The following is a 12,562-nucleotide window of genomic DNA, read 5'->3' on the forward strand; positions in this document are numbered from 1 at the left end:
GTCCTTGTAGGTGGCCGTGACGTCTTCTTCCTTCGCCCCTGCAGGCAACGCAATGCTTCGTGTGGCCGAGCCGTAACGGAATTCCGAGCGGTAACCGGTCTTGCTCTTTTGCTCGGACTTTTCCTCCCGCTCCACCGAGATGTTCAGCATGCCCTCGCTGACCGAGACGTCGACGTCCGTGTCGGGATCGATGCCGGGCACTTCGGCCCGAACCACCAGGGTGCTGCCCTCCTGGAACTGTTCGATCTTGATGCTGGGCGCCAGCGTCAAGTCGCCGTCAAGGAAGCGGCGGACCGGTTCCAGCATGTCCGAGGGCGTCCATTTGCTCAGATCACTCATGATTTTCCTCCTGCGTCCACGCCCCTGCCGCGGCAGGTCAGGGGCTGTGAGCCCATTACACGCTCCCGGGCCGGCACTGCCAAGGGCAAAAAGGCCCGGCGTCGAGGAGACGGGCGGGCGTCCCGGGGATGGAGTCGCCAGACGGCAGACGGCAGACGGCAGCGGACGACGGCGGATACCGCCGTCGTCCGCTATGGCCGCCGCGCCCGGCACGGCCGGTGCGCGCGAGGCGGCCGTGCGCCGCCGTCGGGATCTAGTGGCCCATGCCGAGGCCGCCGTCGACCGGAATGATCGCGCCGGAGATGTAGGAGGCCTCGTCGCTGGCGATCCAGCGAACGACGTTGGCGACCTCGGAGGCCTCGGCGAAGCGCCCGGCGGGAACCTTGGTCAGGTAGTCCTTCTGGGTAGCCTCGGGCAACTCGGCCGTCATGTCGGTGTTGATGAAGCCCGGCGCCACCACGTTCGCGGTGATGCCGCGGCCGCCAAGCTCGCGGGTGAGCGAACGGGCGATGCCCACGAGGCCGGCCTTGGAGGCCGAATAGTTGATCTGGCCCGGCGCGCCGTACATGCCGGAGACCGAGGAGATCAGGACCACGCGGCCCTTGCGCGCCCGGATCATGCCCTTGGACGCGCGCTTGATGACGCGGAAGGCGCCCGTGAGGTTGGTGTCGAGCACGGAGGTGAAGTCGTCTTCGCTCATGCGCATCAGGAGCGTGTCCTTGGTGATGCCGGCGTTGGCAACGAGTACCTCGACGGGGCCGTGGGCGGCTTCGACAGCGGCGAACGCGGCGTCAACCGAGGCTTCGTCCGTGACGTCTGCCTTGACGCCGAGAATGCCCTCGGGCAGGGGCGATTCGCTGCGGAAGGTCACTGCGACCTTGTCGCCGTTGGCCAGGAAGGACTCGGCGATGGCCAGGCCGATCCCCCGGTTTCCGCCGGTGATCAGAACGCTGCGGCCGGTGGTGGGTGTTTCAGACATGCGGGGCTCCGGAATTCTGCGGCAGGGAAGGCCGCGCTGGGGGCTGGATTTTTCCTGCCTCCGATCTTAGCGTCCGGTTCGCATCCGTTTGGGCGGCTCCGCCGATGGTGAGAGAATCGGAGTAAGCCTTGGGAGCGTGATCTAACAGCCGTGACACTCAAAAACCGACCCGGTGTTCCTGTGCCCGGGAGGCCGGACGCCGAGTCCGGCGGCACTGAGGTGCACAGCATTACCGACGCCGCTGCCGCGCACTCGGACGAGATGCGCCAGCGGATGATCAAATACGCGATCGCCATGGGGATCCGCATGGTCTGCCTGATCCTCATTTTCGTCGTGGACGGCTGGTTCAAGCTCCTTCCCGTCCTGGGGGCCGTGTTCCTGCCGTGGGTTGCGGTGGTGATCGCCAACGGCAGCGACAAGGCGGAGATCCACAGCGATTCCCTCTTGGACTATGTGCCGCAGGTCGAGCTGGACGCCCCGGCTTTCACAGACCCGGGCCAGGCGTCCGCCTCGGATGGCGCCGGGGATGACGCCGCCGTGACGCTGCTGCAAGGCGAACTGATCGATGATGAGAACGACGACGACACCCACGGACGGGCAGCTTCATGAACCTCTTTGACCTGGCCGGGAACGGCGGCGGCACCGCCGCGGCCCCCGGCACCGTCTGCTCGCGGAAGGCCTGCCGCACGCCGGCGGAATGGCAGCTCCTGTGGAACAACCCCAAGATCCACACCCCGGAGCGGCGCAAGATCTGGCTGGCGTGCGGTGAACACCGCTCCTGGCTTGAGGACTATCTCCAGACCCGCGGGCTGTGGAAAGAGACACTGGCCCTCGAAGCGACCGCGTCCTTCGACAAGACTGCCCCCCTGGACCCGTCAGGCAGGATCGGCTGAATGTACCGCTTTCTCTTCTCCAGCAAGTGGCTGGGGTACTTGCTGCTCGCCGCGATCTTCGCCGCAGCCTGCGTGGGTCTTGGCCGGTGGCAGATGGACCGCCGCGCCGAGACACTGGCTGAAATCAACCGGGTGGTCTCCAATTACTCCGCCACACCGGTGCCCTTCTCCGCCGTCCGGGACCAGTTCAGCCGGCTCGATCCGGAGCGCGAGTGGACCCAGGTGGAACTCAAGGGCAGCTACGACGCCGCTGGCCAGCGAGTCGTCCGCAACCGGCCGCTGAACGGCCAGCCCGGGTACGAGGTCGTGGTGCCGCTGAGGCTCGAGTCCGGCGAAACTGTGGTGATCGACCGGGGCTGGCTGCCGATCGGGAACAACACGCCGGGCCGGCCCGACTCTGTGCCCGCGCCGCCGCAGGGACCCGTGACGGTGGTTGCCCGCCTCAAAGCCGGCGAACCCGAGCTCCAGCGCGGCGCCCCTGACGGCCAGCTGGCCTCGATCGACCTCTCGACCTATTCCACGCAACTGGGGTATCCGCTGCTCAGGGGCGCCTACGGACAACTTGCCTCGGAGTCCCCCTCGGTGCAGGCCATGCCCTTCCCGTTCCCCAAACCGTCCACCGATGAAGGAACCCACCTCTCCTACTCCCTGCAGTGGTTCGCTTTTGGTGTGCTGATGTTCGTCGGATTCGGCTATGCCGCCCGGCAGCAGGCCCGCAACGCCGCGATTGACGCGGAGGACGCGGAAGCTGAGGCCGCCCACGGCGGATTCCTGCACTCCAGCGGCCCGGTGGCCCGGCGTCGTCCTGTCCCCCGCAAGCGGAAGAACGCGACCGCGGAGGAAGAGGAAGACGCGATTCTGGACGCGCAGGGCTACTGAGACGTGGGCGCCTTGATTCCGGAGCCGGTGGCCCGGGTGAAGCACGCGCTGACCTCACTGGGCGCCGAGGACACCGTCACGGTGTTTGAGTCGAAAGTCCCGACGGCGGCCGCTGCCGCGAACGCCCTGGGCTGCGACGTCGCGGCCATCACGAACAGCCTCGTGTTCGACCTCGACGGCACGCCGTTGCTGATCCTGGCCAGCGGCGCCGCCCGGGTCGATGTCCGCAAGCTCGCCGCACAATTGGGGGCCGGGAAAATCCGGCGGGCCTCCCCCGAATTCGTCCTGGAACACACCGGTCAGGAAGTGGGCGGTGTGGCTCCCGTGGGGCATCCGGAGAAGATCCGGACGCTGTTGGACCAGTCGCTGGCGGCACACCCCGTGCTCTGGGCAGGGGCAGGCGACCACAATTCGATGTTCTCGATCAGCTACGAACAACTCCGCCGGATCACGGGCGCCGTGGAGATGCCCGTCCGTTAGGGGTTTACGCCAGCGTGATCAGGTCCAGGTAGTCTTCGTTCCAGTGGTCCTCGATGCCGTCGGGAAGCAGGACGACGCGCTCCGGGTTGAGCGCCTCGACGGCGCCCTCATCGTGGCTCACCAGCACGACGGCGCCGGTGTAGTTGCGCAGGGCGCCGAGGATTTCGGAGCGGCTGGCGGGGTCCAGGTTGTTGGTGGGCTCGTCGAGGAGCAGCACATTCGCGCTCGATGCCACAATGGTGGCCAGGGCCAGACGGGTCTTTTCGCCGCCGGAGAGGACACCGGCGGGCTTGTCGACGTCATCCCCGGAGAACAGGAATGAGCCCAGGATGCCGCGGACTTCGGAATCGTTCATGTCCGGGGCGGAAGAACGCATGTTCTGCAGGACGGTGCGGTCGACGTCGAGCGTCTCGTGCTCCTGGGCGTAGTAGCCCACCTTCAGGCCGTGGCCGGGGATCACTTCGCCGGTGTCCGGTTTGTCGACGCCGGCGAGCATGCGCAGCAGCGTGGTCTTGCCGGCACCGTTGAGGCCCAGGATGACCACCTTGGAGCCGCGGTCGATCGCGAGGTCGACGTCGGTGAAGATTTCCAGCGAGCCGTAGGACTTGCTCAGGCCGTCCGCGGTCAGCGGGGTCTTGCCGCAGGGCGAGGGGTCCGGGAAGCGCAGGGCTGCCACGCGGTCGTTTTCGCGGACCGCTTCGAGCCCGCCGAGGAGACGTTCGGCGCGCTTGGCCATGTTCTGCGCCGCGACGGCCTTGGTGGCCTTGGCCCGCATCTTGTTCGCCTGGTCCATGAGGACCTGGGCCTTCTTCTCCGCGTTGGCGCGTTCCCGCTTGCGGGCGCGCTCGTCGGTTTCGCGCTGGGTGAGGTAGCGCTTCCAGTCCATGTTGTAGAAATCGATCTGGGCGCGGTTGGCGTCCAGCAGGAAGACCTTGTTTACCGTCGCTTCGAGCAGTTCGGTGTCGTGGCTGATGACGATCAGGCCGCCCTGGTGGTTCTTGAGGAACTCACGGAGCCAGGAGATGGAATCGGCGTCGAGGTGGTTGGTGGGCTCATCGAGGAGCATGGTCTCGGCGTCTGAGTAGAGGATGCGCGCGAGCTCCACACGGCGTCGCTGCCCGCCGGACAGGGTCTTCAGCGGCTGGTTCAGCAGACGGTCCGGCAGGGCGAGGTTCGAGCAGATCGCCGCGGCCTCGGCTTCCGCCGCGTAGCCGCCGGCGGCCAGGAATTCGGATTCCAGCCGGTCGTAGCGGTTCATCGCCTTGCGCTGGACTGCCGCGTCCTCGCTGGCCATCTCTTCGTGCGCCAAGCGGAGCTTGCCGACGGCGACGTCCAGGCCGCGGACGGACAGGATCCGGTCCCGTGCGAGCTGCTCCATGTCCGGGGTGCGCGGATCCTGCGGCAGGTAGCCGATTTCGCCGCTGCGGGTCACCTTGCCGGCGGCCGGCAGGCCTTCGCCCGCGAGCACCCGCGTCAGTGTGGTCTTGCCTGCACCGTTACGGCCGACCAGGCCGATCTTGTCTCCCTTGTCGATCCGGAAGCTCACCTGGTCCATGAGGAGGCGGGCGCCGGCGCGAAGTTCGAGATCCTGGACGGTAATCAATGCAGCTAAGGCCTTTCACAACAGGGAATGCCGCGGCACATCGGGTGGAGTCTGGGCGGGGCCGGGGCAGGTCGGCCGAGAGCACGGCCTCTACAAGTCTACCGGCCCTGCCCGGGCTCCGTGACATGGGCACCGGCGGCCGCGGCCGGCCGCCGCGCGTGCCGCGGCCGGCATTCGTTGGCGGCGCCCTCCAGCATCCAAGCCGCCGCTTAGTGGGGCACCTACAAAAAACCCGGACGGCCGCGGCCGTACAGTCGAAATCACCATTCCGTTGTGCGCCGCATCGCCGCCATGCACCGCACCGCACCGCACCTTCGACAGGAACACCATGACGCAGACCGACCACCCCGCCACAGCCAAGACCGGGCTCTCGCGCCGCCGTAGCCGCTGGAACGCCACCGACCTCGGCCTGATCGCCGTGTTCGCCGCCCTAGTGGCAGGTTCCGCGCTGATCGCCGCCATTCCCGTTGGCGGACTCGGCGTGCCCATCACGCTGCAGACCCTAGCCGTCATGCTCACGGGGCTGGCGCTCGGCCCGGGGCGCGCCTTCGCCGCCCTGGGACTCTACCTGCTGCTGGGATTCGCCGGCCTGCCGATCTTCAGCGGCGGGCGCAGCGGGCTGGGCGTCCTCGCCGGCCCCTCCGCCGGCTACATCGTCGGGTTCCTGCTGGCTGCCACGGCGGTGGGCTGGCTGACCGTCGTCGTGCTCGCGCGCACCGCCACCCGGACCGGCAAACTCCGCGCCGTGCTCCTGTTCGCCGCCGCCATGGTGAGCAGCATCGTCTTCATCCACGGCCTGGGCATCCTGGGCATGATGGTCAACGCCAAGCTGGACTTCTCCAAGGCCTTCCTGGCCGACCTCGTGTTCTACCCCGGCGACATCATCAAAAACGTCCTGGCCGTGAGCATTGCCCTGGCCCTGCACAAGGCCTTCCCGGATCTGCTGCTCCGCCGCGTCCGGACGGCAGACGCCCGCCCGTGAGCACCATCGTCCTGGACCGGGTCTCGGTGCGGGTGTCCGTTGACGGCCGCAACGATCCCAAGACGCTGCTCCAGGAGCTTTCCCTCACATTCACGGAACGGCGCATTGGGATTATCGGGGCGAACGGCTCGGGCAAGTCCACCCTCCTGAGGCTCCTCAACGGGCTCGTTGCACCCAGCGACGGCACGGTAGGAGTCGACGGCGCCGATACCGTCCGCGCCGTGCGGGAGGTCCGCCGCCGTGTGGGCTTTGTCTTCACCGATCCGCTTTCCCAGCTGGTCATGCCCACCGGGCGCGAGGACGTGGAGCTGTCCCTGCGGCGCTCCATCCGCAACACCACGGAGCGCCGCGCCCACGCAGAGACAGTCCTGGACCGGTTCGGGCTCCTGCGCCTCGCGGACCAGAGCATCTACGAACTCTCCGGCGGCGAACGCCAACTCCTGGCCCTGGCCGCCGTCCTGGCCGTCGACCCTGAGGTGCTGGTCCTGGACGAGCCGTCCACGCTCTTGGACTTGCGCAACCGCGAATTGCTGCGGCGCACGCTGTCCGGGCTCCGCCAGCAGGTCATCCTGTCCACCCACGACCTCGAGCTCGCCCAGGACATGGACCGGGTCCTTGTGGTGGATGCCGGGAGGGTGGTGTTCGACGGCGGTCCGGCCGAGGCCGTCCGGCACTACCGCGCCCTGAGTGCTGCGGGCCTGCCTTCCTTGGGCCTGCCTGGGACCGGTGCCGGGGGCGCCGGGCTGGCCGGGCTTCAGCAGGGCGGGCTGGAGCGGCCGTGAGCGGCCACGGCTTCCTTTTGGCAACCTACTCGCCAGGCACTTCCCTGATCCACCGGGCGCCGCTGGGGCTGAAGTTCCTGCTGGTTGTCGGATGCGGAATGGCGTCCTTCCTGATCTCCGACTGGGCGGTGTCCGCCGTCGCGCTGGCGCTGCTGTGCGGGCTGTTCCTGCTCAGCGGCGCGGGCCCCGCCCGGCTGTTCCGCGCGGTGCGCCCGGTCCTGCCGGTCCTGCTGGCGATCGGCGTCTTCCAGTGGTGGCAGCTGGGCGCACCCACCGCCGCGCGGATCGTGCTGAACGTTCTGGTCTGTGTTGTGGCGGCCTCGATCCTCACCGCCACTACCCCGGTGCAGGCGCTCCTCGACGGCGTCGCATCCCTGGCCCGGCCGTTCCGGCGCTTCGGTGCGGACCCTGAACGCTTCGCCCTGACGATTGCCATCATGCTCCGCAGCATCCCGTTCGTTGCCGAGGCCTACCTGAACGTCCGCGACTCCGCCCGGGCCCGCGGACTCGACCGCAACCCCCGCGCCTTGGTGCTCCCAGTGTTCATCACCACCGTGGCCTTCGCCCGGCAGACCGGCGAAGCGCTGGCCGCGCGTGGCCTGGGCGAGCCCGAGGACCCGGAGGACCCGGAGGACTAGTCCCCTGACGGTTGCCCCGGGGCGCTCTCCCGGACCCAGTTCCACTGGACATGTCCTCCCCGGGCCGCGGGCAATGGACATAGAGCCACAGTGTCCACCCTTCAAACCGAGGAATGGACATGTCCCGCCCGCGGTGCCCGAGCGGCCCACACCCGGAGCCCACACCCGCTGGACATGCCCTCCCCGGGCCGCGGGCAATGGACATAGAGCCACAGTGTCCACCCTTCAAACCGAGGAATGGACATGTCCCGCCCGCGGTGCCCGAGCGGCCCACACCCGGAGCCCATACCCGCTGGACATGTCCTCCCCGGGCCGCGGGCACTGGACATAGAGCCATAGTGTTCACCCTTCAAGCCGAGGAATGGGCATGTCCCGTCCGCGGTGCCCGAGCGGCCCACACCCGGAACCCATACCCGCTGGACATGTCCTCCGTTGTCCGCAGCCACGGGACATTAGCCCCGCATGTCCACCGGCCGCGGCGAAGAATGGGCATGTCCCCCGGGTGGCCCGGGAGGGTCAGCCCAGGCTGCAGTACCCGAGCAGCGCGGCCGTGCCCATGCCGCCGGCGATGCTGATCATGGCCAAGGCGAGCTGGCCGGGCTCCCGGGACCTGCGGGCCTGTGCCAGCAGCCTGGTCACCAGCACCGCGCCCGAAGCTCCGTAGGCGTGCCCGAGAGCCAGGGCGCCGCCGTCGAGGTTCGCGCGCTCCGGATCGATCCCCAACTGATCCAGGCACGCGAGCGTCTGGGAGGCGAATGCCTCGTTGAATTCGACCAGGCCCAGGTCTTTAGACGTGAGGCCGTGGGCGGCCAGGAGCCGCCCGGCCGCCGCGGCCGCCCCGATGCCTAGCAGGTGCGGCGCCACCCCGGCAGTGTCGGTTCCCAGCATCACGAGTCCGTCGGCGGCGCCCAGCTGCCGGGCCCGTTCCACGGAGGTAATGATGACAGCGGCCGCGCCGTCCGCGTCGAAGCAGGAGTTCCCGGCCGTGACCGTGCCGCCGGCAGCGAACACGGGCGGGAAGCGGGCCATCAGGGCCGGGCCAAGGGTGGGCCTCGGACCGTCGTCGGCTGCCACGGCGGCCCCTGACTGCGCGGCGACCGGCACGAGTTCGCCGTCGAACCGCCCGGCGGCGGCGGCGGCCAGGGCACGGCGGTGGCTGCTAAGCGCGAAAGCGTCCTGGCGGTCCCGGCTGATGCCGTAGCAGGCGGCAACGTTCTCGGCCGCCACCCCCATGTCCGGGTCGCCGAGGCTGAGCGGGGCGAACTGGGCCCTGCTGTAGTAGTCCGCGCTGCCGTCCTCGTTGCGGTGCGCCCGGAGCGGGGCCGTGCTGATGCTTTCCACGCCGCCGGCGAGGTAGACGCCGCTGCCGCCCGCGGCGACGAGCCGGGAGGCCAGCACGATGGCGTCCAGCCCGGAGCCGCACTGCCGGTCCACCGTGACGCCGGGCACCGTGACGGGCAGGCCGGCCTCCAGTGCGGCGAGCCGGGCCACGTTCCCGCCGCCGCCCACGGCGTTGCCGATCACGACGTCGGTGACGGAGTCCGGCGTGAGGCCCGCACCGGCGTCGGAGAGAAGGGTGCGCAGCACCGGGGCCAGGAGCTCGTGGGAGCGCAGTTTCTTCAAAGTGCCGTTGGCCCGGCAGAGCGGCGTCCGCCGTGCGGCGATGATCACCGGCTGCCGGTCCTCCGGCAACAGCCCCGGGAAGGACGGCGCGCCTGAAGCACGCCCGCCGGAAGCCGGGCCGCCTCCCAAAGGGCCGCCTCCCAACGGACCGTCTCCCAAGGGACCGTCTCCCAACGGCCGAGGCTCCGTGCGCCGCTCAGCCAAGGCGCCGGATCCGGGGATCGTTCCGGTCCACCCAGTCGAGCAGCAGCTGCCGGCTGATCTTGCCCCGGTCGGTCAGGGGCAGCTCGGCCAGCGCGAAGTATTCGAGAGGGCGCTTGTTGCGTGCCAGCACGTCCTCAATGCCCGCCTTCAGCTGGGTGGCGGTGACCGCCCCGTGTGAGGGCACCACGGCGGCCACCACGCGCTGGCCCCGAAGGTCGTCGGCCATGCCGGCAGCAACGGCCGCCGCGACGCCCGGGACGGACGCCAGCGCCATTTCGACTTCGTGCGGGTAGACGTTCGTGCCGGCGGTGATGATCATGTCCGAGCGGCGGCCCAGCATGTGCAGGGTCCCGCCGGAGACGTATCCCTGGTCCCCGACGGTGTACCAGCCGTCGAAACACCGCAGGGCGTGGCCGTCGTCGCCCCACAGGTAGCCGTTGCTGACCATGCCGCTGCGGACGCAGATGTTGCCGTCACCGCCGTCCGGGAGTTCGGCCCCCCGGTCGTCCAGGATGCGAATATCGACGCCGGGAAAGGGTTTCCCGATCCCGGTGCCGCCCTGCTCCACGGCCTCGCCCGGGCGCAGGCCGGCGCCCGAAACGAAGCTGAGCTCGGAGGCGCCGTAGTACTCGAAGATGGTGGCGTTGGGTGCCCAGCGCCTCGCTGCTTCCAGCGTCCGGGCGTCCAGCTTGGAGCCGGCGCAGACGATGCTGCGGATGCCGGAGGCGTCGACCCCGCCGGCCAGGCCGCGCTCGCTAAGCAGCCGGAGCATGGTGGGGACCAGGACCAGCCGGGTGATGCCGTCGTGGCTGACGGCCGCGTGGGCGGCGCCGACGTCGAAGTGCTCAAGCGTGTGGAACTCCGCACCGGCGTAGAGGCATTCGGCGAGAGCGTAGAGGTTCAGGCTCGCCGCGAGCGGGCCGGGGGCCAGGGTCTTGTCGTCCCGGGTCAGGCCGAAGAATTCAATGGACGCGTCGAACGATTCCTGCCAGGACCGCCGGGAGCGGGTAAACGCCTTAGGCACCGAGGTGGTCCCGGAGGTCAGACCAATCAGGAACGAGGTGACCGGCGACCCGTCAACCAGCTCGGCTCCCAGTCCAGCGCCGGACTCATCCCCCGGAACCGGTGTCCGCGCGATGCGGGCGGTAATCGCGTCCTGCAGCTGCTGCGGCCAGGCCGGGTCCAGCACGGCGCACTGGCGCTGACCGGCGACGGCAGCGGCGAACGCGACGGCGAAGCGGGTTGAGTTGAGTTCCGACAAGACGGTGATGGCCGGCGCCGCGGGGACCCGCGCCGCGGCCTGGTCCCGCAGACCGGACCAGCTGAGGTGCGTCCCGGCCACGACGACGGCAGTTTCGTCGGGACGGTCATCGGCCCAGCGCTGGAGTCTGTCGAGAAAAGGCATCGCACCAACTTTACCGTTGCCGGCCGCCGCCGCCCCTTTGTGCGGGATATTGTGACTCCATGAGCTTCAATGACAACGCCCCGCTGGATCCCTCACAGGTCCAGGATCGACGAGGGATGGGCCGCGGCCCCATGATCGGCGGCGGGATCGGCGGTGGCATCATCCTGCTGCTGGCCGCACTGTTCGGCATCAACCCCCAGCTTCTCGAGGGACTGGCCGGCACCACCCAGGACCCCCAGTCGCAGAGTCAGGGCTCTGCGCCCGCCTGCCAGACCGGGGCCGACGCCGACGCCCGCCTCGACTGCAGGATCACGGGCACCGTCAACAGCTTGAACGCCTTCTGGCCGGCCTATCTGGCCCAGTACAACACCAAATACCCGCGTCCCAAGGCCGTGATCTTCACCGGCGGGACCAACACCGGCTGCGGCGCCGCGACCACCGAGGTAGGACCGTTCTACTGCCCCGTCGACACCACGGCGTACTTCGATCCCGGCTTCTTCCAGGAACTCGTGGACCGGTTCGGCTCCTCCGGCGGGCCGCTGGCACAGGAATATGTGGTTGCCCACGAGTTCGGGCACCACGTCCAGAACCTGCTCGGCAACCTCGACCGCGCGCAACAGGATCCGCAGGGTCCCGCTTCCGGGGGTGTCCGGGTGGAGCTCCAGGCCGACTGCTACGCAGGGCTGTGGGCACACTATGCAACTACTCAGCCGGACCCCAAGACCGGCCAGCCGTATCTCGAACCGCTCACGGACAAGGATCTCCAGGATGCCTTGTCGGCCGCCTCGGCCGTGGGTGACGACCGCATCCAGAAAGCCGCCACAGGCCGCGTCTCACCCGAAGCGTGGACCCACGGGTCCAGTGCACAGCGGCAGAAGTGGTTCTACCAGGGCTACACGACCGGGGACATCAACAAGTGCGACACCTTTGCGGTGGCAACACCCTGAGCCCTAAGGCTGGACCTCACCGGCCCGGAGCTCACTGGCCCCGCGTTCGCCGGGCCGGGATCTCAACGTAGCTCAGGAATCCAGCGTGGCCCACGTGCCGGTGCTTCGGATGCCATACCGGCCGGTAAAGATGCCCGAAAGGGTCGGTCACCCGGACCGTGTCCAGCTGCTCGTTCCCGGCCAGGAGGCGGTCGACGTCGGCCAGTTCGTTGCGCCGCGTCGACAGCCCGTCGATTTCCAGGCCCCAGAGCCCCAGCTCAGCGTCCGTCCCGCGTTCCAGCTGCAGCGTCTCAAACAGTCCGGCCACGAGCTCGGTCAGCCCGACGGCGTCCGCTCGCTGCAGCCGGTGCTTTTCGGGGTGCACCTCGCGGGCGTCGGCCAGCGCCTGCCGCAGCCAGTGGAATTCCACGGGTCCCAGGGGCGGCCCCAACTTCAGGTGGCGGTTCTGGTCCAGCTCGAGCCGGTAGGAGGTGGCGTTGCGGTCGATGATGCACGGGGCCTCGCCGACATACTCGAGGTCCGCCAGCAGGTCTTCCCTGGAACGGTAGTAGTCGAACTCGCCGCTGTCCTCGACGACGACAAAGTCCCCGGCGGCGCCGGACGGCCCCGGCACCGCGCCGGTCGCGCCGCCCGTTTCCGGCCACGGTGCTGGTGTCGCATCCATTCCGGTTCGCCTCCTGTTGACACTATGCCCGGTCCGCGGCCAGGGTGCGGCGGCGGACTCGTTGCCTTCATCAGATCACCGACCGGGCCGAAAGGGAACGCGCAGGCTTAAATGACGCCGGCCCCGCCTCACTGAGGCGGGGCC

At 69.1% G+C, this 12,562-nt stretch carries 14 protein-coding genes; 8 read left to right on the top strand and 6 right to left on the bottom strand.

Annotated features, from left to right (window positions below; translation table 11 throughout):
* Together ABD243_RS17970 and fabG are read right to left on the bottom strand one after the other, a co-directional pair.
* Positions 1–339, bottom strand: a 339-nt coding sequence (locus ABD243_RS17970; RefSeq protein WP_344367726.1) for an Hsp20/alpha crystallin family protein, incomplete at its 3' end; no start/stop codon positions are given.
* A 253-nt stretch (positions 340–592) separates the two neighbouring features.
* Positions 593–1,318: a 3-oxoacyl-ACP reductase FabG gene (gene fabG, locus ABD243_RS17975; protein WP_116765718.1), complete on the bottom strand. Its 726-nt coding sequence runs from the start codon at positions 1,316–1,318 to the stop codon at positions 593–595.
* Between the two features lie 150 nt (positions 1,319–1,468).
* On the opposite strand from fabG, the gene ABD243_RS17980 reads away from it, so the two are divergent.
* Genes ABD243_RS17980 through ABD243_RS17995 form a run of 4 tightly spaced genes read left to right on the top strand, consistent with a single transcriptional unit; the run spans position 1,469 to position 3,570 of the window.
* Positions 1,469–1,927, top strand: a complete 459-nt coding sequence (locus ABD243_RS17980; RefSeq protein ID WP_344367727.1) for a DUF3099 domain-containing protein — start codon at positions 1,469–1,471, stop codon at positions 1,925–1,927.
* Entirely contained in the window at positions 1,924–2,211 is a 288-nt protein-coding gene (locus ABD243_RS17985) for a hypothetical protein (RefSeq protein ID WP_344367728.1), read from the top strand. Before ABD243_RS17980 ends, ABD243_RS17985 begins: the two co-directional genes overlap by 4 nt.
* A complete protein-coding gene (locus ABD243_RS17990) occupies positions 2,212–3,090 on the top strand; it encodes an SURF1 family cytochrome oxidase biogenesis protein (protein WP_344367729.1) in 879 nt (292 codons plus the stop codon). It abuts the gene before it with no gap.
* Between the two features lie 3 nt (positions 3,091–3,093).
* Positions 3,094–3,570, top strand: a complete 477-nt coding sequence (locus ABD243_RS17995) for a YbaK/EbsC family protein (protein WP_344367730.1) — start codon at positions 3,094–3,096, stop codon at positions 3,568–3,570.
* A gap of 4 nt (positions 3,571–3,574) precedes the next feature.
* Here the strand turns inward: ABD243_RS17995 and ABD243_RS18000 are convergent, their stop codons facing one another.
* Positions 3,575–5,173: an ABC-F family ATP-binding cassette domain-containing protein gene (locus ABD243_RS18000; protein WP_344367731.1), complete on the bottom strand. Its 1,599-nt coding sequence runs from the start codon at positions 5,171–5,173 to the stop codon at positions 3,575–3,577.
* Between the two features lie 328 nt (positions 5,174–5,501).
* Here ABD243_RS18000 and ABD243_RS18005 point away from each other — a divergent pair, with 328 nt between their 5' ends.
* From ABD243_RS18005 to ABD243_RS18015, 3 genes are read left to right on the top strand one after another with little or no spacing between them, the layout of a single operon-like run.
* Positions 5,502–6,155, top strand: a complete 654-nt coding sequence (locus ABD243_RS18005) for a biotin transporter BioY (RefSeq protein ID WP_344367732.1) — start codon at positions 5,502–5,504, stop codon at positions 6,153–6,155.
* Entirely contained in the window at positions 6,152–6,937 is a 786-nt protein-coding gene (locus ABD243_RS18010; RefSeq protein ID WP_344367733.1) for an energy-coupling factor ABC transporter ATP-binding protein, read from the top strand. The genes ABD243_RS18005 and ABD243_RS18010 overlap by 4 nt, the downstream gene beginning before the upstream one ends.
* On the top strand, positions 6,934–7,575 hold the full coding sequence (locus ABD243_RS18015) for an energy-coupling factor transporter transmembrane component T family protein (RefSeq protein ID WP_344367734.1): 642 nt from the start codon (positions 6,934–6,936) through the stop codon (positions 7,573–7,575). Before ABD243_RS18010 ends, ABD243_RS18015 begins: the two co-directional genes overlap by 4 nt.
* A gap of 516 nt (positions 7,576–8,091) precedes the next feature.
* On the opposite strand, the gene ABD243_RS18020 is transcribed toward ABD243_RS18015, so the two are convergent.
* The gene (locus tag ABD243_RS18020; RefSeq protein ID WP_344367736.1) at positions 8,092–9,246 is read right to left on the bottom strand and encodes a thiolase family protein; all 1,155 of its coding nucleotides are present in this window, start codon (positions 9,244–9,246) and stop codon (positions 8,092–8,094) included.
* Positions 9,247–9,394: 148 nt separating this feature from the next.
* Positions 9,395–10,807: a class I adenylate-forming enzyme family protein gene (locus ABD243_RS18025; RefSeq protein WP_344367737.1), complete on the bottom strand. Its 1,413-nt coding sequence runs from the start codon at positions 10,805–10,807 to the stop codon at positions 9,395–9,397.
* Between the two features lie 59 nt (positions 10,808–10,866).
* On the opposite strand from ABD243_RS18025, the gene ypfJ reads away from it, so the two are divergent.
* Positions 10,867–11,754: a KPN_02809 family neutral zinc metallopeptidase gene (gene ypfJ, locus ABD243_RS18030; protein WP_344367738.1), complete on the top strand. Its 888-nt coding sequence runs from the start codon at positions 10,867–10,869 to the stop codon at positions 11,752–11,754.
* A gap of 31 nt (positions 11,755–11,785) precedes the next feature.
* Here ypfJ and ABD243_RS18035 read toward each other — a convergent pair whose 3' ends face one another.
* A complete protein-coding gene (locus ABD243_RS18035; protein ID WP_344367739.1) occupies positions 11,786–12,418 on the bottom strand; it encodes a hypothetical protein in 633 nt (210 codons plus the stop codon).
* Positions 12,419–12,562 lie beyond the last annotated feature (144 nt).

It is taken from the genome of Arthrobacter humicola (assembly GCF_039531445.1).
Classification (GTDB): domain Bacteria; phylum Actinomycetota; class Actinomycetes; order Actinomycetales; family Micrococcaceae; genus Arthrobacter; species Arthrobacter humicola.